General features: G+C 68.5%; 21 protein-coding genes and 1 tRNA gene. 11 read left to right on the top strand and 11 right to left on the bottom strand.

All coding sequences use genetic code 11. From position 1 onward, the window contains the following. The first annotated feature begins 14 nt into the window (after window positions 1–14). From GO986_RS08060 to GO986_RS08045, 4 genes are all read left to right on the top strand, one after another. Complete coding sequence (locus GO986_RS08060) at window positions 15–1,199, top strand: DUF885 domain-containing protein (RefSeq protein ID WP_232337557.1); 1,185 nt, start codon at window positions 15–17, stop codon at window positions 1,197–1,199. A gap of 11 nt (window positions 1,200–1,210) precedes the next feature. Next, window positions 1,211–3,151, top strand: a complete 1,941-nt coding sequence (locus tag GO986_RS08055; protein ID WP_157458766.1) for a serine/threonine-protein kinase — start codon at window positions 1,211–1,213, stop codon at window positions 3,149–3,151. A 312-nt stretch (window positions 3,152–3,463) separates the two neighbouring features. After that, window positions 3,464–3,757, top strand: a complete 294-nt coding sequence (locus GO986_RS08050; protein ID WP_157458765.1) for a Sec-independent protein translocase subunit TatA/TatB — start codon at window positions 3,464–3,466, stop codon at window positions 3,755–3,757. 82 nt (window positions 3,758–3,839) lie between these two features. After that, the gene (locus GO986_RS08045; RefSeq protein ID WP_439648704.1) at window positions 3,840–5,372 is read left to right on the top strand and encodes a YifB family Mg chelatase-like AAA ATPase; all 1,533 of its coding nucleotides are present in this window, start codon (window positions 3,840–3,842) and stop codon (window positions 5,370–5,372) included. A gap of 793 nt (window positions 5,373–6,165) precedes the next feature. On the opposite strand, the gene GO986_RS08040 is transcribed toward GO986_RS08045, so the two are convergent. Both GO986_RS08040 and GO986_RS08035 read right to left on the bottom strand, forming a co-directional pair. Continuing rightward, window positions 6,166–6,426, bottom strand: coding sequence for a hypothetical protein (locus GO986_RS08040; RefSeq protein WP_157458764.1), 261 nt, complete (start codon window positions 6,424–6,426; stop codon window positions 6,166–6,168). A 57-nt stretch (window positions 6,427–6,483) separates the two neighbouring features. Continuing rightward, complete coding sequence (locus tag GO986_RS08035) at window positions 6,484–6,648, bottom strand: hypothetical protein (protein WP_157458763.1); 165 nt, start codon at window positions 6,646–6,648, stop codon at window positions 6,484–6,486. Here GO986_RS08035 and GO986_RS08030 point away from each other — a divergent pair. Both GO986_RS08030 and GO986_RS08025 read left to right on the top strand, forming a co-directional pair. Beyond that, window positions 6,647–7,582: a hypothetical protein gene (locus tag GO986_RS08030; RefSeq protein WP_157458762.1), complete on the top strand. Its 936-nt coding sequence runs from the start codon at window positions 6,647–6,649 to the stop codon at window positions 7,580–7,582. The two genes, GO986_RS08035 and GO986_RS08030, sit on opposite strands and share 2 nt — an antisense overlap. Further along, entirely contained in the window at window positions 7,575–8,666 is a 1,092-nt protein-coding gene (locus GO986_RS08025) for a [LysW]-lysine hydrolase (protein WP_157458761.1), read from the top strand. Before GO986_RS08030 ends, GO986_RS08025 begins: the two co-directional genes overlap by 8 nt. 365 nt (window positions 8,667–9,031) lie before the next feature. Here the strand turns inward: GO986_RS08025 and GO986_RS22570 are convergent, their stop codons facing one another. Genes GO986_RS22570 through GO986_RS08015 form a run of 3 tightly spaced genes read right to left on the bottom strand, consistent with a single transcriptional unit; the run spans window position 9,032 to window position 10,682 of the window. Further along, window positions 9,032–9,190: a hypothetical protein gene (locus tag GO986_RS22570; protein WP_198170525.1), complete on the bottom strand. Its 159-nt coding sequence runs from the start codon at window positions 9,188–9,190 to the stop codon at window positions 9,032–9,034. Window positions 9,191–9,237: 47 nt separating this feature from the next. Then, window positions 9,238–10,536: an MFS transporter gene (locus GO986_RS08020; RefSeq protein ID WP_369409243.1), complete on the bottom strand. Its 1,299-nt coding sequence runs from the start codon at window positions 10,534–10,536 to the stop codon at window positions 9,238–9,240. Continuing rightward, window positions 10,533–10,682 (bottom strand): hypothetical protein, encoded by a 150-nt coding sequence (locus GO986_RS08015; RefSeq protein WP_157458759.1) that lies wholly within the window; start codon window positions 10,680–10,682, stop codon window positions 10,533–10,535. The genes GO986_RS08020 and GO986_RS08015 overlap by 4 nt, the downstream gene beginning before the upstream one ends. A gap of 174 nt (window positions 10,683–10,856) precedes the next feature. On the opposite strand from GO986_RS08015, the gene GO986_RS08010 reads away from it, so the two are divergent. Then, window positions 10,857–11,945: a C40 family peptidase gene (locus tag GO986_RS08010; protein WP_157458758.1), complete on the top strand. Its 1,089-nt coding sequence runs from the start codon at window positions 10,857–10,859 to the stop codon at window positions 11,943–11,945. A gap of 157 nt (window positions 11,946–12,102) precedes the next feature. Here the strand turns inward: GO986_RS08010 and GO986_RS08005 are convergent, their stop codons facing one another. After that, a complete protein-coding gene (locus tag GO986_RS08005; protein ID WP_157458757.1) occupies window positions 12,103–12,327 on the bottom strand; it encodes a transcriptional regulator in 225 nt (74 codons plus the stop codon). Between the two features lie 275 nt (window positions 12,328–12,602). Between GO986_RS08005 and murA the strand changes: the two genes are divergently transcribed. Continuing rightward, window positions 12,603–13,880, top strand: a complete 1,278-nt coding sequence (gene murA / locus GO986_RS08000) for a UDP-N-acetylglucosamine 1-carboxyvinyltransferase (RefSeq protein ID WP_157458756.1) — start codon at window positions 12,603–12,605, stop codon at window positions 13,878–13,880. A 217-nt stretch (window positions 13,881–14,097) separates the two neighbouring features. On the opposite strand, the gene GO986_RS07995 is transcribed toward murA, so the two are convergent. The 4 genes from GO986_RS07995 to GO986_RS07980 all read right to left on the bottom strand — a co-directional run bounded on the left by GO986_RS07995 (window position 14,098) and on the right by GO986_RS07980 (window position 17,554). Further along, complete coding sequence (locus GO986_RS07995; RefSeq protein WP_157458755.1) at window positions 14,098–14,553, bottom strand: hypothetical protein; 456 nt, start codon at window positions 14,551–14,553, stop codon at window positions 14,098–14,100. Between the two features lie 294 nt (window positions 14,554–14,847). Next, entirely contained in the window at window positions 14,848–15,840 is a 993-nt protein-coding gene (locus GO986_RS07990; RefSeq protein ID WP_157458754.1) for an MBL fold metallo-hydrolase, read from the bottom strand. 87 nt (window positions 15,841–15,927) lie between these two features. Continuing rightward, window positions 15,928–16,854, bottom strand: coding sequence for a PEGA domain-containing protein (locus GO986_RS07985; protein WP_157458753.1), 927 nt, complete (start codon window positions 16,852–16,854; stop codon window positions 15,928–15,930). Window positions 16,855–16,981: 127 nt separating this feature from the next. Then, window positions 16,982–17,554: a hypothetical protein gene (locus tag GO986_RS07980; RefSeq protein WP_224574544.1), complete on the bottom strand. Its 573-nt coding sequence runs from the start codon at window positions 17,552–17,554 to the stop codon at window positions 16,982–16,984. A gap of 133 nt (window positions 17,555–17,687) precedes the next feature. Here GO986_RS07980 and GO986_RS07975 point away from each other — a divergent pair, with 133 nt between their 5' ends. Then, window positions 17,688–19,358: an outer membrane protein assembly factor BamB family protein gene (locus GO986_RS07975; RefSeq protein ID WP_157458752.1), complete on the top strand. Its 1,671-nt coding sequence runs from the start codon at window positions 17,688–17,690 to the stop codon at window positions 19,356–19,358. A gap of 52 nt (window positions 19,359–19,410) precedes the next feature. Here GO986_RS07975 and GO986_RS07970 read toward each other — a convergent pair. Further along, window positions 19,411–19,486: transfer RNA gene (locus GO986_RS07970), tRNA-Ala, on the bottom strand. A 99-nt stretch (window positions 19,487–19,585) separates the two neighbouring features. Here GO986_RS07970 and guaB point away from each other — a divergent pair. Beyond that, window positions 19,586–21,091, top strand: coding sequence for an IMP dehydrogenase (guaB, locus tag GO986_RS07965; protein ID WP_157458751.1), 1,506 nt, complete (start codon window positions 19,586–19,588; stop codon window positions 21,089–21,091). Between the two features lie 229 nt (window positions 21,092–21,320). Beyond that, on the top strand, window positions 21,321–22,859 hold the full coding sequence (locus tag GO986_RS07960; protein ID WP_198170521.1) for an HD domain-containing phosphohydrolase: 1,539 nt from the start codon (window positions 21,321–21,323) through the stop codon (window positions 22,857–22,859). Window positions 22,860–22,902 lie beyond the last annotated feature (43 nt).

The raw sequence follows: 22,902 nt of genomic DNA, 5'->3' as shown, positions 1-22,902 counted from the left end.
TTATGCTGCCGGGCATGGACATCGCAGAGCGGTATATCCGGCTGGCCCACGCCATTGACGCGCATTCGGACGGCTTTATTGACGGGTATGCGGGGCCCGCCGAGTGGGCCGTGCGGGAAGCGCGGGAACCGCACGCCCTGCAAGACGCCGCCGCCGCCCTGCTGGATGAGGTGGCGGGCGTGGCCGACGAGGCTCGCCGCGCCTGGCTGACCGTTCAGGGGCGCGCCATGCACACCATGACGCGTCTGCTGGCTGGCGAGGCGCTGCCCTACGCCGATGAAGTGCGTGGTCTGTACGACATCGAGCCGCGCCGCGCTGACGAGGGCGAGTTACGCGCTGCCCTGGCCGAACTGGACGCGGCGCTGCCGGGCAGCGGCACCCTGCTGGAACGTGACGAGGCGCTGCGGGCCCGCGTGGCCGTCCCCAGAGACGACATTCTGCGTGTGGCCGACCCCATTCTGAACGAGCTGCGCACCCGCGTTCAGGCGCAGTTTGGGTTGCCTGCTGGCGAGAATTTCCAGATCGGCCTGGTGCAGGACAAACCCTGGAGCGGCTACAACTGGCCACTGGGTAACCTGCAAAGCCGCATCGACATCAACACCGACCTGCCGGTGCTGCTGCCGGCCCTGCCTGACCTGATGGCCCATGAGGGCTATCCCGGCCACCACACCGAACACGCCACCAAAGAGCAGCGGCTGGTGAGGGAGCGCGGCTGGCACGAGCACGCCATTCAGCTCATCAATGCGCCCGAATGCGTGGTGTCGGAAGGCATTGCGGTGAACGCCCTGCGCGCAGTCATGCCGCGTGAGGAGGTCGAGGCGTGGCTGACCGGCGACCTGGCGGCGGTGGCTGGCCTGGACCCAGACGACGTGCGCGCCTTTCTGGCCGCCAGCCGTGCCCGCGAGGGTCTGCGTGGGGTGAGCGGTGAGGCCGCCATGCGCCTGCACGCCGACGGGCAAAGCGAAGCCGAAGTGCTGGCGTTCTTGCAGGCCCACGTGCCGGCGAGCGAGGCCCGCGCCCGCCAGAGCCTGCGCTTTATCTCGCAGCCCAACTTCCGGGCTTACATTTTCACCTACAGCGTGGGCGGCGACCTGGTGCGCGGAGCCCTGAAGCGGGGCGGCGCCGAGGAGTACGCCCGCCTGCTGAGAGAACCCGTGACACCGGGGCAGCTGCGCGCGGCCGGGACCGCCGAGGGCTAAACTGCCCGCAGATGCCGCTGGACACCGGGTCACAGCTTGCTGGGCGCTACGACCTCCTGACCCTGCTGGGTGAGGGGGGCAGCGCCCGCGTGTTCCGCGCCAGCGACACCCTGCTTTCGCGCGACGTGGCCGTCAAGGTGCAGCACGCGCATGTGCCGCCCTCTGACCGCGAGCGCTTTTTGCGTGAGGTCCGCACCCTGGCCCGCCTGACCCACCCCGGCGTGGTGCCGGTGCTGGACCTGGGTATAGAGCCCGAGGGGGGCCGGCCTTTTTTCACCATGCCGCTGATGACGGGCGGTCCCGTGACCGCACTGGGGCCTCTGGAAGACGCCCCGGCGCCGCTGGCCCGCTTCCTGACAGCGGCCGCCTTCGCCTCGCGGGCGCTGCACTTTGTCCACGAGCAGGGCATCACCCACCGCGACCTGACGCCGGGCAACATCCTGCTGGACGACGCGGGGCTGCCGCGCATCATGGATTTCGGGCTGGTGGCCCTGTCAGAGCAGACTCGGCACCTCACGCGCAGCGGCGTGACCCTGGGCACCCCGGCGTACATGGCCCCGGAACAGGCGCGCGGCATCGGGGTGGGGCCGCAAAGTGACCTGTACGCGCTGGGCGCCGTGCTGTACCGCGTCGCCTGCGGCAGTCCGCCCTTCATGGGTGACAGCGACCAGAGCGTGCTGTACCAGCATGTCTACGAGGCCCCCACCGACCCGCGTGACCTGAACCCGGCGGTGCCGGACGCGGTGGCGCGCGTGTTGCTGGCGCTGCTGGCCAAACGTGCGGAAGACCGCCCCGAAAGCGGCGAGGCCCTGGCCCACCTGTGGGCGCTGGCCCGGCGCGACGTGTGGACGGCCCACGCGCGCGGTCAGTACCGGGGCGGCCGGGCCCGCAGCGGCGAACACCCGGACGGCCCGGCCCAGGTCTCGCGCCTGCGCGAAGCCTGGAGTGTACCCCTGCCCGGCGAGGTGACCTGGCCCGCCGCCGTGATGGGCGAGGGCGACCTGGTCGCCGTGGGAACGCGCGGCGGCCAGCTGGTGTTGACCCACGCTTCTGGGCGGCCATTTGCCACCTACGCGGCGCGCGACGAGGTCACGGCCCCGCCCACCTTCCAGGGCGGGCATGTGCTGTTTGGGGCCTGGGACGGCACCTTACGGCGGGTCAACCTGCACACGGGCGCCCAGGTGTGGCAGCACCAGGCCCGCGCCGAATTTACGGGCGCCCCGACCCTGTGGGGGGGGCAGGTGCTGGCCAGCAGCCGCGACGGTCACCTGTACGCCCTGGGGGCCCACAGCGGCGAACTGCGCTGGGCCTACCGCGCCGGCGGTCCAGTGGCCGCCAGTCCGGTGCTGTGGGCCGGCGCGGCCCTCATTTGCGATGAAAACGGCTGGCTGCACGCCCTGGACGCCCGCAGCGGCCACGCGCTCTGGAAGGTCGAGGTCGGCACGGTTCACGGCACCCCGGCCCTCTACCCCACCGCCCCCGGCGAGGCCACGCTGGTCGTGGCGACCTGGGAAGGTGAGGTCCACGCCCTGGCCCTCAGCGCTGCGTCGGGCCGCGTGGCGCTGCAGCCCGAGCCGACCCTCTGGTCCTACGACCTGGAAGACGAGGTCTGGGCTTCCCCGGCGCTCTCGGGTGGGGTGGCGGTGCTGGCCGGCTGGGGCGGCGAGGTGCGCGCGCTGCGCCTGGCGGATGGGGAAGACCTGTGGTCGCACCGGCTGGCGGGCCGCGTGACCGCCAGCCCGGTCATCAGCGCGGGCCTGGTCTTCCTGGCCTCCGAGGAAGGGCAGCTGTGCGCGCTGGACCTCCGCAGCGGCGCCGCGCGCTGGCAGCACCGCGAGGCGACGGGCGTGCAGGCCACCCCGCTGGCCGCCGACGGCACGCTGTACGTGGCCTTTATGAATGGGACTCTCCGGGCCTACCGAGCTGGGCCGGAAAGCACAGAAAGGGTCTGAAGGAAGGCGCAGCGGGACACGCGGTCTCCTATGGTCAAGGAAGAGGGCCGTCACCCCCACCGTTGCCACAAATGATTTGAGCAGACTTGGCCAGCAGCGCACCGAAGTCAATGGCAGAAAAAGAGGATTTGCTCCTAGAGGCAGCCTCCCGGCCCTCCCGCTGTGGGTCTGGCCTCCCTGCCGTCGGTGCGATCTGGGGTGCCTGTCCCAACCCGCCTTTGCCCCCTCACTGACATTTCGTTTAACCCACGCGCCTACACTGGGGGCGTCCGGCTCCGTGCCCTGCGGTGCCCCACCCAAGGAGGAAGTCTCATGCCAAATATTGGCCCCGCTGAACTGATTGTGATTTTGCTGGTCGCCCTGGTGGTCTTCGGGCCGCGCAAACTGCCCGAACTGGGCAAGAGCCTGGGCGCGGGCCTGCGCGAATTTCGCCGCAGCACCCAGAACCTGAAAGAGGACTTTGAAGGCAGCGTGCGCGACACGCCCCCTGCCCCGGTGCAGACCATTGCGCCGGCCCCAGCCGCCAGTCAGGCCGCGCAACCTGCCGCTCAGGCTGCCGTGCCTGCCGACGCGGTGGCGGTGCCCACCAGCAGCGACCCCCGCTAAGGGCTCTCCCGCTTCGCCGCTCCTGCCTACCGCACTTGCGGCGGCAGGGGCGGCGATCAGCTGTTAGCCTGCCAGCTGTGAAGTGTCTGACGATCTTGGGGCGCCCCTGATGCTGGCCCGCGCCCGCAGCGTGGCCCTGATTGGCGTGGACGCCGTGCCTGTCGAGGTTGAGGTCGATGTGTCGCCGGGCCTGCCAGCTTTTGCCATCGTGGGGTTGCCGGACCAGGCCGTCAGTGAGGCCAGAGAGCGGGTGCGGGCGGCCATTCGCAATGCTGGACTGCCTTTTCCGGCGGCCCGCATCACCGTTAATCTGGCGCCCGCTGATCTGAGGAAAGAGGGGCCGCTGTACGATCTGCCCATCGCCCTAGGGCTGCTGGCGGCTCAGGAGCTGTTACCGGCGGCCGCGCTGGACCGCACCCTGATGGCCGGCGAACTCGCCCTGGACGGCAGCCTGCGCCCCATCGCCGGAGCGGTCAATCTCGCCTTACTGGCAAGCGACCTGAACCTGAGTGCCCTGCTGCCAGCAGGCAATGCCCAGGAAGCCGCGCTCATTGAGGGCGTACCGATTTTTGGCGCCGGTCACCTCATGGACGCGGTGCGGCACCTCAGCGGCGAGGCCGTCCTGACGCCAGCCGATCCCCCAGCCCCGGACGCCCCCGAGACAGCCCACCTGGACCTAGCGGACCTCAAAGGCCAGGCGGGCGCCCGCCGCGCGCTGGAGATTGCGCTGGCTGGGGGCCATAACCTCCTGCTGGTAGGCTCGCCAGGCAGCGGCAAGACCATGCTGGCGCGGCGGGCGCCGGGACTCCTGCCGCCCATGACGCGCGCCGAGGCGCTGGAAGTCACGCGCATTCATTCGGCAGCGGGCCTGCTGACGGCGCGGGGCCGCCTGAATCTGGCTGCGCCGTACCGCTCGCCCCACCACACCGTTTCGGACGCGGGCCTGATTGGCGGAGGCAGCGTGCCGCGCCCCGGTGAGGTCAGCCTGGCCCACCGCGGCCTCCTCTTTCTCGACGAATTCCCAGAATTCTCGCGCAAGGCGCTGGAAAGTCTCCGCCAGCCCCTTGAGGACGGCACGGTCTCTATCAGCCGGGCGCGGGCCAGCGTGCAGTATCCGGCGCGGTTTCAGCTGATCGGGGCCATGAACCCGTGCCCCTGCGGCTTTCAGTCTGACCCCGAAAAGCCGTGTGTCTGTACGCCCGCCCAGCGGACCCGCTACGCCGCGCGCCTGAGTGGGCCGCTGCTGGACCGCCTGGACCTGCTGGTGAGGGTGCCTCGGCTGACGGTGGATGAACTGACCCGCGCCCCGGAGCCCGAGCCTTCGGCGCCAGTGCGGGCGCGCATTCTGGCGGCCCGGGACCGGATGCAGGGCCGTCAGGGCGGGCGCAACGCCGACTTGACCGGGCAGGCACTGCGCCAGGCGGCGCCACTGGCACCCGGTCCTCAGGCGTTTGCCCAGGCCGCCGCGCGGCAACTGGGCCTGACCGGACGCGGCTTTGACCGGGTGCTGCGTGTGGCGCGCACCGTGGCCGATCTGGCCGGCAGTGACGACATCCGGGAGGCCCACCTGGCCGAAGCCGTGACCTACCGCCCCCGCGACCTGGTGGCTGGATAGGGGTCTGCTGACGGGCAACGTTGACAGCTCAGAGCGGCGGCCGATTCCTCCCTGAAGCCAGAAACATCTCTCAAGGCTGCCTACGCCCCTGTCTCTTACTGGCCCTCAGTTCGTTGCCTTTGAGGGTCGTCACCATCGGCTGCTCTGGGTTCCGCAGTGAGCTGGTGCATCTGGGCATTCGCCTGAGCAGTCAGTGCGTAGGCCACCCGACAGATTCGCAGCGCCCAGCGCCCCTCTAGGCTGCTGCTCATGCCGAGCAAGCGACGAACAGCACAGCGCCAGACCAATCTCGTGAGGTCGTGGCGAGAAGCCTGGGCGAAAGTTGGGCGGGGGCTGGGGAATGTTGGCGTCGCTCTGAATGGCTTATACGGTCAGGGCACACCGCCGCCACCGCTTACGCCACCTGTCCACCGCTGGAGTGCGCCGCCCCTGCCTGAAAACGAGCTGAGCAGCGCTTTCCGCCGCGTTCAGCAGGGAGATCGGCGCAGAGCGGAACAGGCTGCGGCTCCGGAAGAATGAGATCTATCGTCTGACCACTATCAGACCACGCCTCAATCAGGCCACTAGAGCGAGGGGTTATCGGTCATTTACTGGCAGCAAGTCAGATGGGCCACCCTCAAGCCCAGAGCGTCTCAGGGAAGTGGCCGACACGGTGATCGGGGCTGGGCAGCACCATGAGACAGCTATAGATATAGAACACGGAGGCGTCAGAGGCTCTCTCGCCTGACGCCTCCGTGTCCTGGACATAAAAAGGACCGGGCAGTTCAAGGCCCAGTCCTGCGTTTACCTGTGCCTACACTTCTTCGCTGCTGTCGCGGTTGGTGACAGTGCGGCCGTCGTCGGCGCCGCCACTCTGGTCAATCAGAACGTCGGGGCGAATCACGGCGGGCACCCCCGAGGTCGTGCCGTTGACCACGGCCGGCACCACCGCTGCCTCGGCCCGGCGCACCGCTTCGCCCTCGCGGGGATCGTTGGTCAGGTTGCCGCTTTCCTGCTCGATTTCCTCCACGCTTTTGCCAAGGGGCGCAGCGCCGTACCGGGCGTCGTCTGTCATGAGGGCAGTGTGCGTCCCCCTGGGGCGCAGCGGGGTGAGAGGGCCGGCGAATTCTCTTCATGCCGCCCATGAGACGCGCCTCCAGCCGCTGTTCATGCGGGTGCCCAGCGTGGGCACGCGGGGGCCGGGGGCAGGTATGCTGTGCGGGTTAAACGGCGTGTGGCGGCCCGCTTCCGGCATCCAGCTGAGAAAGAGGCCGCGCCGCGCCGGGGAGGACTTCATGACCCAGCGTGTCCCGAGTGAGCGCGCCCTGCAAGCCGTGCAGGCCGCCGGAATGACCGAGCCGCCCCTGTCGGCCCTAGAACGCGACGACGCGCTGTTTGCCCTGACGGCCGCCACGCTGCTGTATCAGGACGGCGCCGGCACCCGCCGCGTGACCCTACGCGACCTGACCCGCATTCACAGCGACCAGGAAGGCCTGCTGCGGGTCGAAACCCCGGCTGGGACTGCCCTGACGGCCAGTCTGCTTGGCTTTGATCCGGCGGGCGTGCAGGCGTTTTTCGGGCAGGTGCGCGACGCCACCGCCCGCGCCAAGGAGCAGCCGACCACGCCGCTGCCCCAGGCGGGCGGCGCCAAAACCTTTGCGCCCAAATCGGTGACATCGGCGGCTCAGGTGGCGCCCACGCCTGCGCCGGTCCGGCCCGCTCCCCCTGAGCCGGCGCCCACCCTATCTAAAGCGCCTCAGCTTGAACCTGCCGCGTCTCCCAAGACAGCGCCGGTGCCAGCGGTGGCCTCCGCAGACCCTGCACCGGCCGAGCGCCCAGCCACGCCGGTCGTGATTTCCTCGTCGGGGTTCAGTCCCAGCCGCACCGAGCCGCGTCCGGCCACTACCGCCGCTCCAATCACCGAGCCGGTCCCGTCGCCGGGGCTGCTCCTGCGCGGGTCAGCGGGGGCGGCGGCCGCCCTGTTCCGGCAGGCCGAGGTGGTGGCCGGCCTGACCGGGCGCTTGCGCGTGCTGGGCGCCGTGCTGTTTCTGGGCGCGGTCGCGCTGGCGTTTTTTCAATTTCAGGCGGGCGAGCGGCTGGGCGGGTTGTGGACCTTGCTGGCCGGCGGCGTGGGCACCATCGCCCTGATGGCCCTGGCGGACCTGGCGCGGCTGCTGGCCCTGCTGGCGCGCGCCTCGAGTGAAGGGGCCGGCGTGATGGACGTTGAGTGACCCGCTGACCGCCGCCGCCCGCGAGTTGGTCACGCAGGCGGTGGCCATTCCCTCGCTGTCCGGGCAGGAAAGCGAGCTGGCCGAGTACCTGCGCGACTGGATGACGGCGCGCGGCTTTACCGCCCACATTGATGAGGCCGGCAACGCCGTGGGTGAACGGGGGCAGGGGCCGCTGACCGTGGCGCTTTTAGGCCACATGGACACGGTGCCGGGCGACATTCCGGTGCGGGTCGAAGGGAACGTGCTGCACGGGCGCGGCAGTGTGGATGCCAAGGGGTCGCTGTGCGCCTTTCTGGCGGCGGTGGCGGCCCTGCCCGCCGAGGCCCTGGCGGCGGCGCGTTTCGTGGTGGTGGGCGCCACCGAGGAAGAGGCCCCGAGCAGCCGGGGCGCCCATCACATCGCTCGCCGCCTGACGCCAGACGTGGTCCTTATTGGTGAACCCAGCGGCTGGGAAGGGCTGACCCTGGGTTACAAGGGGCGGCTGGTGGTCCGGGCGTTGGCGGAATGCGGCAACTTCCATACGGCGGGCGAGGGCCACAGCGCCGGGGATGACCTGGCCGAAGCGTGGTTCCGGGTGCGGGGCTGGGCGGCGCAGGCCGGCGAGCCGGGCAGCATTTACGGCAGCGTGCAGGCCACGGTGCAGGCGCTGCACTCTGACAGCGATGGGCTGACCCAGCGCGCCGAGGGCACCTTCGGTCTGCGGTTGCCGCCTGCTGTGCCGCCGGCCCAGGCCGAGGCGGATCTGCGCACGCTGCTGGCCGACCTCAGCAGGGTGTCGCTGACATTTGTGGGCCACGAGAGCGCCGTGCGTTACCCCAAGGACAATGCCCTGACCCGTGCCCTGCGGGTGGCGATCCGGGCGCAGGGCGGTTCACCCGTCTTCAAGGTCAAGACCGGCACCAGCGACATGAACGTGGTGGCCCCGCACTGGCCAGTGCCCACCCTGGCGTATGGCCCCGGCGACAGCGCCCTGGACCATACGCCCGACGAACAGCTGGACCTGACTGAATATGACCGCGCTGTGGCGGTACTGACCAGCGCCCTGACCCGGCTGGCCTTGGGGGCGGCGCCGCTGCCCAGCTGACCCTCGAAGTGGGGAGAAAACTTCGGTGGGCGCTTTCCTGCGTTCGCCTCAGGCCGGACCAGAGCTGCAAAAGAGAATGATGCTGGCTCTGATGCAGCTGAGAGGGGCGCCTGTTCTCTGGCCTCAGGCAGAGTTCGTCTCGCCCGTTCACACTGAGAAAACGCCGTTTTGAGGAATTTGCTCTGCTGCTGTTCGCTCTCCGACGAAGCTCTGCCAGGTTACGGCGCCGCTTTCTGGGTCTGTTCGGATTGAACTGGTAAGCCAAACACCGGGGTGCATAACTCTCACCTGCCTGCTCAACAACACGCCGCCGCTGAAGTCCAATTCTTCAGCGGCGGCGTGGGCCGGTGGGGAAGACCCCTGGCTCAGATAAACAGGGGTGCGTCGGGGTCGTCGGGCAGGGGGCGGTCTTTGCGGGCCAGCAGCGCGGCGGTCGTACCAATCCCGATGATCGCGCCCAGGGCAATCACGAAGAGCGCCCAGGTGATGCGGGCGTGCGAATCAGGGCGGCGGTCTGAAACCATAACGGCAGAATATCAGCCTCCCTTGTCACGCGGCCTTTGCACCCTGTTCAGACTGCCGGGCGTCCCTGAGGGGCGTCTGTGCCGGTCAGACGGCGTGGCAGGCGTCCCCACAGCGCCAGCAAGGCAAGCAGCCCCAGCCCGGTCAGTACCAGGAGACCCCAGCGCGGCCCCAGGAGGCCTTCCCGGCTAATCAGGGTGCTGGCGATCAGGGCGCCGGGCGGGCCCATGCCCACCAGCACAAAGGAATACAGGCTCATAACGCGCCCGCGCAGGGCGTCGGGGATGGTCAGCTGCACGGTGCTGTTGGCGCTGACCAGCAGGCTCAGCATGCCAAAGCCGCAGGCGGCCAGCACTGGAAAGGCCAGCACCGGTCCCGGTGTCAGGGCCAGCAGCGCGGCGCTGACCAGCAAGATGGCGGCCCCCACCCGCAGGTTGCGCAGGGGATTGGGCCGGCTGGCCTGCCACAGCGCCCCGGCCATCGCGCCGATCCCGAAGGCGGCGGACAGCGCCCCGAAGGTGGCTTCCCGCGCGTTAAACACCACACGGGCGTAATAGGGAATGATGACATTGAAGTTGATGATGGTCAGGCTCAGTGCCCCCACCAGCAGCATCACGTCGCGCACGGCGGGGGTGCCCCGCACGTAGCGCAGCCCCTCTTTGATGTCGTCGGTCATGCGGCCACGCACGCCCTGTTCGCGCTCTGGAAAGGGCAGGGTTGCGATGACATACAGCACCACGAAAAACGAAGCCACATTCAGGTAAAAGGGCAGCGCCAGCCGGGCCACATTGTCGGTGTTGCCCCCAGCCAGCAGACTGACGCCCAGCGCCGCCACCACCCCAAACAGCGCCTGGCCCAGGGTGCGGCTCACGTTAAACGACAGGCTGTTCAGCGCCACCGCGTTGGGCACGTCGCTGCGCGGCACAAAGTCCACGACCATGCTCTGGCGGGCCGGCATGTCAAAGGCGTTGGCCACGCCGCCCACAAAGGCAATCAGCATGACCAGCGGTAAGGACACGGCGCCCAGGTGCGTGGTGACCGCCAGCGCCGTGGCCGTCAGCAGCAGGGTGATCTGTGTGGCCAGCAGCACCTGCCGCCGGGGCACCCGGTCAATTACGGCCCCAGCAAACAGCGACAGCAGCAGGCTGGGGGTAAACTGCGCCACCGTCACCCAGCCCAGCGCCGCGCTGGACCCGCCCGACAGTTCCAGCACCAGATACTGCTGCGCGGTGGCCTGCATCCACGACCCTACCAGCGACAGCAGCTGCGAAAACCAGTAGCGCCGGTAGTTCGGGTGCTGCAAGGCACTGAAGGTCCGGGAGCGCCAGGCCTGAAAGCCAGCCGTCACGCGCCCAGGTCCAGCAGGGGCCAGGCGCGTGCCACCGGGGCCACCTTGACGCCTGGCCCTGCCGCCTCCCCTCGCAGGACCACACGCGGCCCCTCGGCCGACCTCTGTTTCAGACGTTCACTGCCTGCCCGGCGCCTTTTTCTCACGCGCCCACCATACGCCTGCGGCTGGCGGTAACCGTGTGCGGGGTTCCACCCGCTGGCCTGGTGTCCGGGAGGCTTGCACCGGTCAGGGGCGCGTGTTACGGTGCTCTGGTTACGTTCCTGTGGTTGTCTTGATGCGCCTCTCATGGGCGCCCTGTGCTTCTGTGCCCTGACCTGATGAGCCTGCCTTCCTGTCCCTTGCCTGCCCTGCGCGCCGCCCTGCTGGCGGGCCTGCTGCTGGGTGCTGGGGCCCAGGCCCAGGGCACTGGCAGCGCCGACCTGCGCGGTCAGGCCAGCGTCACGGTGCAGGCAGGAGACACGGCGTATGGCCTGGCGCGCCGTGCGGGCCTGACCCTGGACGCCCTACTAACCCTGAACAACCTGAGCAGTTCCGCCCTGAAGGTGGGACAGGTGCTGCGCCTGCGGTCCCCCGAGGCGCCTGCGCTGACCCCGCCGCCCCTGCTGTCAGCGCAGGCGCTGCCCACCCAGATCAGCGCCGCGCCGGCCCTGGCCAGTCAGGCCCATCTGGTGCAACCCGGCGACACCCTGTATGCCCTGGCCCGCCGCTATGGGGTCACCGTGGACAGCCTGCTGGCGGCAAACGCCCTACCCATCGGCGCCACGCTGAAGGCTGGGCAGGTGCTGAAATTACCGCTGGCGTCAGCCGGTCCTGGGCCCGCTCCGGCGGCGGGCCCAGGCGCCTCTGGCATCGGCGGCTCGCCGTTCCTGCCGGGCGCCCCTATCCCTGCCGCGCCGACGGTGCAGCCCGGCGCACCCATGCCGCGCGCTGGCCTGCCCGGCGAGCCGGGACATGACGTGGTGGCGGCCCCGGCGCTGGTGGACCCGTCAACTCTGTCATCTCCTTTCCCTCTCCCCGAGTGGCGCCGCGCCGCGCTGGCCCTGCTGGACACCCCCTATGCGTACGGCGGCACGACCCGCACCGGCACCGATTGCAGCGGCTTTGTGCTGCAGGTCTTTACGCCTCTGGGTTTTGCCCTGCCGCGCACCAGCGCCGAGCAGGCGCGCGTGGGGACTGCCGTGGCCTCCAGCGACCTGCAACCCGGCGACCTGGTGTTTTTCGACACCGAAGGTGGCGGCCGCGTGTCGCATGTGGGCATCTACCTGGGAGATGATCAGTTTGTCAGCGCCAACAGCTATCAGGGCCGCGTCACGGTGGACAGCTTGCTGACTGACCGGTACTGGGCCCCGCGTTTTCTGCAAGGTCGCCGGATTCTGGACGCCCCACTGGCGGCGGCCCGTCCCTGACCAGACGAAGCTAGCCCTACCAATGGAGAAGGCGGCCCGCTCTGGCCTGGCCGCCCTGTCAATCCTTGTGTTTTGCCGTTCACCGAATGGGCTTAGACGAACTTGGGTCAATCTGCCTGGGTCTACTGGGTGTAAAGAAGCCTTTTGCTAGCTTTTCTTAAGGCTCGTCACTCAGGTCTTCGGTTTCCAGAATGGCCCGGTATTCCTCGATGTTCTCGCCCTCACCCAGTTCGCGGGCAATTTTCTCGATGGCCAGGCGCACCACTTCACTTTTGCTAATCAGTCGTTCGGGGCTGGACAGTTCGTAAGCGGTGCGGGTCAGCAGAGCGTCCTGCTCGTCGCTAATCACCACCTGCAACCGTTTGCGTTCCTTCTTGGGCATGACTCTCCTGAAGAGTGGGACGCGGACACCTGCTCACCGGCAGAAAGTGGAGTGCTGGGGCGGGCTTCGCAGCGGCAGCGTATCACGCACGGTGAGGCGCCTCAACATGAGCCTCATGGTCAGCGCTGGCGTATGGCCCGCCTCATCCGCCGGGCAGGCCCAGCCTGTATGGTCGCTCTGGACACACGTTGAGGTAGATGTGTAACATGCACCAGTACTGCGCATGCCTCTCGGCGCTGGTCCGCGACTTCTCCCACCCAAGGATGACCCCACCCATGCAATTGACCCCACTGCACCTTCAGGGAGGCCGCGAACTGCGCGGCGAAATCGCCGTTCAGGGCAGCAAGAATGCCGCGCTGCCTATTATTGTTGCCAGCCTCCTGAGCCGCGAAAAGGTCACGCTGCACGGCGTGCCGCGCCTGAGCGATGTTCACACCATTCTGGAACTGCTGGCGCACCTGGGCACCCAGCACGTCTGGGCCGGCGACAACACCCTGGAACTGCACACCCCCGAGATTCTGAACACCGACGCGCCCTACGCCCTGGTGAGCAAGATGCGCGCCAGTTTTATCGTGCTGGGCGCCATTCTGGCGCGTGCTGGACAGGCCACGGTGTCCATGCCAGGTGGCTGCGCCTGGGGCCCACGTCCAGTGGACCAGCACGTCAAGGCGCTGCGGGCGCTGGGCGCCGAGATCACCGAAGATGCAGGCAACTTTGATGCCCGGCGCAGCGGCAGCCTCAGCGGCCACTTCATTTTCGAGCTGCTGACGGTGGGCGGCACCCACAACGCCATCCTGGCGAGTGTGCTGGGCGACGGCGTGGTCACGCTGGAAAACGCCTCAATTGACACCGATGTCGTGGAACTGGTGGGCTTCCTGAACAGCATGGGCGCCGATATTCAGGGCGCAGGCACCAATATCCTGACCATCCGGGGCGTGCCCAGCCTGCGCGGCGGCGAATACACCGTGATTCCCGACCGCATTGAGGCCGGCACGTTCATGATGCTGGCAGCGGCCACCCGCAGCCGCCTGACCGTGACCAACGTGCGCCCAGAGCACCTGCGCGCCGTCACCGGCAAGTTGCAGGAAATGGGCGTGGAGATTCTGGAAAGCGGCACCAGCCTGGTGGTGGACGCGCGTGGCCGCGACCTGAAGCCGGTCAATATCACCACCCAGAGCTACCCCGGCTTTCCCACCGACCTTCAGCCGCAGATGAGCGCCCTGCTGGCGACCGTCGCCGGCACCAGCGTGGTGCAGGACCCGGTGTATCCCGACCGCCTGACGCATGTGGCCGAACTGCACCGGATGGGGGCGAACATCACCGTCAGCGGCTACACCCAGGTGATTCAGGGTGGACCGCTGCGCGCCGCGCCGGTCAAGGCCGCCGACCTGCGTGCTGGTGCCGCCCTGTTCATCGCCGGCCTGACCTGCGAGGGCGAGACCGTCATTGACGGCGTGCAGTACCTTAACCGGGGGTACGAGCGCCTGGCGGACCGTCTGCGAGGCGTTGGAGCCAACGTGGCCCAGAACGACCTCGCGCTGGCGATGGACTAAAGCCCAACGAGCAAGGGCGCCCCTGGCTGATTTGCCGGGGGCGCCTTCGTTTGGTGCTGATACGGACCCCGACCCTTCTCAAGCAGAATGCCGGGTGGAATCCGAGCGGACTTGGAAAGCCGCGTAGCAGGGCCAACAGGAGAGGGTACGGATTGCCGCGAGATGGATGCTCAGACAGTGCCTTTCTTTGCTGCGCTTCAACTCAGCGGAAGGCGGACTACGCGCTGATGCCCTTGCTGCCGTGCAGGGTCCGTTCCACGGCGTCCGTGACCTCGCGCTCAAAGCGGCGCAGATGTTCGCGCAGGCGGTCCAGTTCGGGGGCGCCCAGGTCGGGCAGCCACAGCACGCTCCGGCCCAGCACAGCAAAGGTCAGCGGCGCGCCTTCATCCAGGTCGTCTTCATCCACGGGGTCCAGGTTCAGGGCGCCGTAATCCAGGCCCTGGTTGAGCAGATTCATGCCCATCAGGATATCCGGGAGGCTGTCTTCCTCGACGTACAGGTCGAGGTCAAGGTGCAGGCGCACCACCACGCCGCCCTGCGGGTCGGCCTCGGCAAACAGGGCCACGCGCGTCTCACCGTCCTGCACCAGAGCGCCGTCCTCGACCGCTTCGACGGTCAGACCACTCTGTTGCAGCGCCGTCATGATGCGCCGCAGTTCCGTTGAAGCTGTCATGCGCCGGAGTATAGAGCGCCCCTGCGCTGGCCTATGGTCAGGTGCGCACGGTCAGCCGGAGCGGTCAGAAGCATCTGGGGCACGCGCCAGTTGTGCGTCAGGCGGTGTTGTGGCCCACGCCGCTGTTCAGCCCTACAGCAATCGAATGAAGGCGACCAGGGCTGAAGGTGATGCCGTGCTCAGCGCAGCAACGCGGCTCAGGGACAACACCAATGAGCCGAAGAGACTCCTCAAGCGGCAAATGGGCCAGCCAAGGTCATGCTTCTGCACTGGCCCAGAAGGGCGTATGTTCCTTTAAGCGTGGTAGACCCAGGCGCCCTGGTCTTCCTGCCAGGTGCGGTAGAGCTGCCCCAGCAGCCGCAGATGTTCGAGGTGCGCCAGGGTTTCAGCCAGGGCAAAGCGGCGCCCACTGATGTTCAGGTCACGTGGAAACATGGCCAGCGACAGGTCATACGCGGTGCGCGGCGCACTGGCGGCCTGGGCCGCCATGAAGTCCAGGCGCTCGTGGTGATGGGCGCGCAGTTCGCGGGCGCGGGCCTGCACGCCGGTCATCAGCGGGCCGTGGTGACCCACCACCGCGCGGGCCGGGTTCAGGGCTTCCAGTTTGCCTAGCGTTTGCAGGTAGTCGCCCAGGGGGTCAGGGCGGGTGTAGGCGTACAGGCCCACATTCGGGCTGATACGCGGCAGGATGGCGTCTCCGGCAATCAGGACGCTGTCCTGTTCGCTCCAGAGCCCCAAGTGCCCGTCAGCGTGGCCGGGCAGCCACAGCACCTCCCAGGGGCGGCCAGAGAGCGTGACCTCCTGGCCCTCGCGCAGCGGCTGCACGCGCCCGGCGGGTTGCACCCGCTCACGTGTGCGGCGGCTGTCGGCTTCTAGGGTGGCCAGAGTTTCAGGCGGCAGGCCGTGGTCGCGCAGGTGTTTGATGTGCCCCGGCAGCCACTCTTCCCACAGGTGCCAGTAGCGCTCTCCGCGCCCAATCTCGACATCCAGCATAAAGACAGCCGCGCCGCTGCGTTCCTCGACCACCCCGGCCAGACCGTAGTGATCCGGGTGGTGGTGCGTGATGACGACGCGGTCTATATCCGGCCAGTGGAGCCCCAGGGCGGCCAGTCCGGCCTCAATGGCGGCCTGCGCCTCGGGGGTATCCAGGGCGGTGTCAATCATGGTGACGGGGCCGCCTCGCGGGGCGTCCAGCAGCACTGTCACAAAGCCCATGGGGTAGGGAATGGGCACCTGGAGGGCGTACAGGTCGCCCAGCACTGGCGTGAGGAGGGAAGGGGCGCTCATGCCCGGCAGGCTAGCACCGCGCCTGGGGCACCTGAGGAGATCGCCGCTCAGCCCTGGGTGAACGGAGCTGAGCGGGCCGCGCCGTCCTTAGCGCACGGTGCAGGTGTAGGTCCCCGCCGTCAGCGCGCACTCGACCAGACTGACCTGCGCGTCGCTGACCCGCACCAGCAGGGCCTGGGCACTCAGGGCGCGGTCGCGCGGCGTCACGTTGACCGCCAGCACGCCAGGGCGCACGCTCAGGTCCAGGGGTTGCCCTGGCAGTGCGGCGCCCACCACTTGCCGCTCCACACTCACCTCGGCGGCAACGGCGCTCTGCACGCGCAGGGTTCCGGCCAGCGGGCGCAGGGTCAGGTCAACCTGGGTGGTGCGGTCGCCAGTTATAATGACGCGCTGCGTGACTGGACGGTAACCCTCGCGCGCCGCACTGACCTCCAGGGAACCGGGCGGCAGGTCGTTCAGGTCCAGCGGCGCGGTGCCGGCCAGGCGGCCCCCCACCCGGAGCTGAGTGCCGGGCACATTGGTGGTCACGCGCAGGCTGCCCAGGCGTTCGGCCCGGTAAACGGTGGTGGCGACGGTGTAGGCGCTGCGGGGCGCCGCGCTGGTGGCCTGCTCGACCGCCCGCGCCACCTCGTTCACGCTGCGCGCGCCCCTGGCGCCCTGCAAGTCCAGCGGCACCAGACTGGCCACCGTGAACACCTGGGTAAACCCCTGGGCGGGGGGCAACGGCAGGCGGGTGGCCTGGCCCGGCACAGTTCTAACCGTCTCACTGAGCGCCGCGCCGCCGCTGGGCGGCACCACAATCGCCGTCACCTGGGCGGCGCGGTCGGTCTGAACGGTCAGGCCGCCGGGCCCCGGCACCCGGTAGAGGTTGGGTTCGCCCGTGATGGGGCGCAGAGGCGGGGTGTCCAGCGCGGCGCTCAGGCGCAGCCCGGCGTCGGGGTTGGCGCGCAGGGGGGCGGGCACACAACTGCTCAGCAGACCGCCAAGGGCGAGAAAGACCGCAAGCCGTTTCATGGTTTCAGGGTACGGCGGCCCTGACCCGGCGCGGAAGAGACCGTCTGACGGGACCTTGAACTTCTGGCCGGCACAGCACACCCGCCCGGTACACTGGGCACCGGGCGGGCAGGGTTGAAGAAGTTCTTTACTGCAAGCGCTGCATGATGGCCTGGAGGCTGGCGCTGTCGGCCCAGCTCATGCCCTTGTCCACGTACATGCGGGCCATGGTGGTGTCGCCGCGCTGCAGGGCCAGGTACGCCAGTTTGGCTGCGCTGAGGGAAGCCCACTGCTTTTCCTGGTCCGTCAGGTCGCCCAGACGGGTCCAGGCGTTATAGGCGTTGATCCACCACTGGGTCTTGGTGTACAGCTGGGCCAGATAGGCGCTGTAGTCACGGTTGCCCGCTTCCATGCTGGCGGCGTAGTACGCCGAATCCACAGAGGCCTTCCAGAGCGTACGGTCATAGAAGGGCACGGGGTACGCCACGTCGGCCTGCACCGCATATTCCTGAGCCTTGGCGAAGTTATCACTGGCGCTCATGGTCATCGGGCCCGACATTTCCATGGTGTCGGTGGTCGTCGTGGTGGTCTCCATGGTCGTGTCCGTGGTGGTTTCGGTGGTGGTCTCCGTGGTGGCCGGTGCCGTGTCAGTCGTCGTGGTGTCCTGAGCGGCGGCCAGGCCTGCCAGGGCGAACGCGGTCAGCATGAGAATCTTCTTCATAACAGTTCGCATCTTAGGCCGTACCCTGGGCAGCGTCCATACGCCGCCTCGCGCCAATCCCTGACCGTAAAGGGTCCGTAAAGGAGTACACGTTTAGATGAGGAACAGCCACGTTTTGCCCCTGCTCTCCCTGATGACACTGGCGGTTTTCTCGGGCGCCGCTGCCCAGGGAACCCCCACGTTCGCCGCACCAAAAATTGATGTTTTCAAAGAGCTGCGCGTGATTTCTGGCGTGTCAGTGGGCGCCAGCGGCGACCTGACCTTCGTGGGGTCAGACGCCCGCGTGCACCGCACCGACGCCAAGGGCAGCGAGAAGTGGTCCTTTTTGATGGGGGACCTGGGGCGCGCTTACCCGGTCGTGACGCCGCAGGGCACCACCATCGCCGCTTCTTACGATGATACGGTCTACGCCATTGACGCGGCTGGCAAGCTGCTGTGGAAACTGAAGCTGGACGGCGACATCTTTGCCACGCCCGCCCTGCGGGCCGACGGCAGCGTCGTGGTGGCCACCGCCGGGGGCACCGTTCACGCCATTGACAGCGTGGGCAAGGCGCTCTGGAGTTATAAGGTGGGGGCGCCTGTGTTCAGCAGCCCCGCCGTGGGCGCGGACGGCACCATCTACTTTGGCGCCCAGAACAACCGCATGCATGCCCTGACGCCGGACGGCCGCCTGAAATGGACCTACCTGGCCGGCTCGCTGGTGTTCAGCAGCCCGGCCATCGGCCTGGACGGCAGCGTGTACTTCGGCTCCAGTGACCGCCGCATCTACGCCCTGACCCCCGGTGGCCAGTTGAAATGGCGCGTGCAGACGGGCCTCTTTGTCAACGCCAGTCCCATCATCACCAGTGGCGGTGTGGTCGTCGTGGGCAGTTACGACGGTTCGCTGTACGCCCTGAATCCCGGCGGCGAAACCGAGTGGACCTACAAGGCGGGGGCGGCCATCGCGGCCTCGGCGGTGGAGCTGAGTGACGGCACAGTGGTCGTGCCGGACCTGAGCGGCACCGTGCATGCTGTGGGCAAGGCGGGCCAGGCGCTGTGGCAGATCAAGACCGGCAAGAAGATCGACACCGGCCTGAGCGTCAGCGATCAGGGCAGTCTGTATTTCACGACAGACGGCGGCGGCCTGAACATCATTCAGAAACAGCGCCCGCTGGCTGTGGGCCCGTGGACGACTTTTCACGCCAGCCCCTCGGCCTGGGGCCGCGTGCCCACGCCCATTGACTTGCAGGCCCAGACCCAGGCCCGGCGCGCGGCGGCCACAGCGGTGCTGGCAGCGCTGCCGCCCGGCACGCCCACGGCGCCGGCCCAGCCCGCGCAGCCGCCGGCGCCCACCCAGGGCACCAAACCGCCTCAGCCGGCTCAGCCTGGGCAACCCACTGTGCAGCCTGGACCGGCGACCCCCACCCAACCGGCGCAGCCCACCCAGCCTGCCGCGCCCGTGCTGACCCCAGCCCAGCAGGCCCAGGCCGCCGCACGTAAGGCCCGCAGTGAGGCCGGCCAGGTGTGGCTGCCCCTGACCGAAGCGGCCGCCGCGCTGCGCCTGCCCGTGTTGAACGTCACGGCCCGCACCGCCACGCTGCGGGTGGGGACGGCGCGGGTGCCGGTCACCGTGCGGCGCTTTGCCCGCGAGGTGTATGTGCCGCTGGCCGCCCTGAGTGAACTTCCCGGTGTTCAGGTGCGGCTGGGCCGGGCGCCCGCCGCTGTTGTCCTAAGTGTAGGCGGGCAGCAGATCAGCTTCCCCGTCAATCTGTCTCAGCTCGTTCCGCTGACTGGTCAGGTGGAATACAGCCGCGTGCTGCGGTAGGTTCGCAGGTCAAAGACAGTCCCGCCGGCTCTAAACCGGCGGGACTGTCTGTTGGTGGAGTCGAGGGGGATCGAACCCCTGACCTCGTCATTGCGAACGACGCGCTCTCCCAGCTGAGCTACGACCCCAAGAGGCGACCAGGACTGTAGCATGCGCCCGGAAGCCAGCGCAAGCAAATCTGGACACCGCTCTGGCCGCTGCCGAGTGCCAGGGCGTACACTCGCGCCATGAGTGCGCCCGCCACGCCCGCCCCTGCCGCGACCGGCAGCACAGAGGACCGCTTCGCCTACAAATTTGGCCAGGAAGGCATCACCTTCGATGACGTGCTGCTGCAGCCCCGGCACTCTCAGGTGCTGCCGCACGAGGTCAGCTTAGAGGCGCAGTTGACGCGCCGGGTGCGGCTGAATATTCCCTTCGTGTCGGCGGCCATGGACACTGTCACCGAAACCAGTATGGCGGTGGCCCTGGCGCGCGAAGGCGGCATAGGTGTGCTGCACAAGAACATGCCCATTGACGCGCAGGCCGAGATGGTGCGCAAGGTCAAACGCAGTGAGAGCGGCATGATCGTTGATCCCATCACGCTGCCGCCCCATGCCACGGTGGGTGAGGCAGACCGCCTGATGGGCGAGTACCGCATCAGCGGGGTGCCGGTCACAGACCCGGCGGGCCGGCTGCTGGGCATCATCACCAACCGCGACATGCGCTTTATTGACGACCTCAGCACGCCCATTCGCGACGTGATGACCAGCGAAAACCTGGTCACGGTGCCGGTGGGCACCACCCTGGAAGAAGCCCAGGAGATTTTCAAGCGCCACCGCATCGAAAAACTGCTGGTGGTGGACGGCGAGCAGCTGCGCGGCCTGATTACCATCAAAGACCTGACCAAGCGCGTCAAGTATCCCCGCGCCGCCAAGGATGCGCTGGGCCGCCTGCGCGTGGCCGCCGCCATCGGCGTGGGCGCCGACCTGATGGACCGGGCGGGCGCACTGGTGCAGGCGGGGGCCGACGTGCTGGTGCTGGACAGCGCCCACGGCCACAGCCAGGGCATTCTGACCGCCCTGGAGCGCGTGAAGAACACCTTTGATGTGGACGTCATTGCCGGGAACGTGGCCACCCGCGCCGGAGCGCGCGACCTGATCCTAGCCGGCGCCGACGCGGTCAAGGTGGGCATCGGGCCTGGGTCCATCTGCACCACCCGCGTCGTGACGGGCGTGGGCGTACCCCAGATCACGGCCATCTTCGAGGCGGCCTCGGCGGCGCTGGAAGCCGGCATTCCCGTGATTGCCGACGGCGGCATCAAGCAGACCGGCGACGTGCCCAAGGCCATTGCGGCCGGCGCCAGCGTGGTGATGATGGGCAGCATGCTGGCCGGCACCGACGAGTCCCCCGGCGAGACGATTCTGCGGGACGGCCGCCGCTACAAGAGCTACCGGGGCATGGGCAGCCTGGGCGCGATGGACCAGGGCAGCGCCGACCGTTATTTCCAGAGCGGCAGCCGCAAGTTTGTGCCCGAGGGTATTGAGGGCATCGTGGCCTACAAGGGCACGGCCGGCGAGGTGATTTATCAGTTCGTGGGCGGCCTGCGCAGTTCCATGGGCTACTGCGGCGCACCCGACCTCCAGACCCTGCGGGACACGGCGCAGTTCGTGCGGATTACGGGGGCCAGCCTGGTGGAAAGCCACCCCCACAGCGTCACCATTACCAAAGAGGCGCCCAACTACGGGGGGCGTTAACCCCCCGGTAGACGCATAAAGAGGCGGCCCTTCCATGGTGCAGCGGGCGCTGTGTGGGGTTGAGGCCGCCTTCAGTGATTCCCTAGATGCTCGGCGGGTCAGTTCGCATTATGCTGTAGAGCATGACCGTCTTGTGTGGCGCCAGCCGGCTGCCGCGCCGGAGCCGCCGGCCGATTCAACTGGGCCGGGCCGGTGTCTGATGCTGCCCTGGCGGGGTCAGCGGGATCCCTTGACCGGGCTGTGGCAGCGCGCCGCCCTAGAAACCCTGCCCCAGCCGGGCCCCGGCGCCCTGGCCCTGGTGGCGGTCAATAGCCTGCAGCACATCAACGAGGAGCGGAGCTGGAAGGCCGGCAACCGGCTGATTCGCGCCGCCGCCCTGCACCTGCGCCGGGCGCTGCCGTCCACTGCCCTGCTGGCGCGCTGGAACGGAGACACGCTGCTGGCCGTCGTGCCGGGGCTGTCTCTGGTGGGCCTGGACCTGCGCCTGTGCGAGCTGCCCCGGCGCGTGCCCACGCCGCTGCCGGACCAGCCCGCCGTGGTGTACGGCCTGAGTGAATGGCGGGGCGGGGCCGACCTCAGCCGCGCGGTGACGGTGGCCGACCACGACCTGTACCTGGCCAAAGGAGCAGGTGAGGTCTCAACCCAGGCGCTGGGTGAGGAGCGGGGGCTGTTTGATTTCTCGGTGGAGCTGGCCCACCTCACCGACCCCGAGGACATCATCCGGCGTGGTTTGCGCCTGACCCGGCAGCTGCTTCAGTTTGAGGGCGCCATCTACACGATTCTGGAAGGCGAGAGCTTCCGGTCGGTCTATCAGGAGACGGACCCGGCGCTCGCGTTCACCACCTTTGAGGTGGGCCGGCTGTATCCGCTGACGGGTCTGGGTCTTCAGGCGGTGCGTGAACGGCGCACGGTGGTCAGCGTGGACCTGCACAACGATCCCCGCACGGCTGGGCGTGCCCGGACCAGCCAGATGCGCAGCCTGATGGTGACCCCGGTGGAATGTGGCGGCCGGGTGGTGGGGATGCTGGGCCTGTTTCAGATCAGCACCTGGCGGGCCATGCCGCCGCGCGTGCAGCGGGTGCTGGAGCTGGCGGCGCTGCGGCTGGGGCATGCGCTGGAACTGAAAGGGGCCGTCTCGGCGGTGCGCCGCACCCTGGAAGGGGGGCTGCTGGGGCTGGGGGTGGCCCTGGAAGCCCGCGACCTGGAAACCCACGGCCACACGCGGCGGGTGGTCGAGGCCAGCGTGCGGCTGGGGCAGGCGCTGGGCCTGGAGGGCGAGACGCTGGATCAGCTGCGTCAGGGGGCCTACCTGCATGACATCGGCAAGCTGTCCATTCCGGACCGCATCCTGCTCAAGCCGGGCCGCCTGACGCCAGAGGAGTGGCGGGCCATGCAGAGCCACGCCCTGACCGGGGCCTCCATTGCCGCCCACATTCCCTCCCTGTCGGCCGGCGCCCTGCGGGTCATCTGTTCCCACCACGAGCGCTGGGACGGTCAGGGCTATCCCGAGGGGCTGGCCGGCGAGCAGATTCCGCTGCTGGCCCGTATTTTTGCCATCTGCGATGTCTACGACGCCCTGACCAGCGAGCGCCCCTACAAGCACGCCTGGACCACCCAGGCCGCCTGCGCTGAAATTGCTGCCCAGGCGGGCCGCCAGTTTGACCCCCAGGTGACGGAAGTTTTTCTGCGTCTGAGTGCTTCCTTGTCTACCTTCTGGGACCTGCACGCGGAAGCCGCTGACCTCGCGCGTCCGGGTCAAACTGACTGACGTTAGGCCGGTGTGGAAGAGAGGGGGGGCGCCGTTCTGCTGG

It is taken from the genome of Deinococcus arboris (assembly GCF_009755355.1).
Taxonomy (GTDB): Bacteria; Deinococcota; Deinococci; order Deinococcales; family Deinococcaceae; genus Deinococcus; species Deinococcus betulae.
Note: the sequence above shows the minus strand (reverse complement) of the source record. Positions and strands in the feature narration are given on the sequence as shown.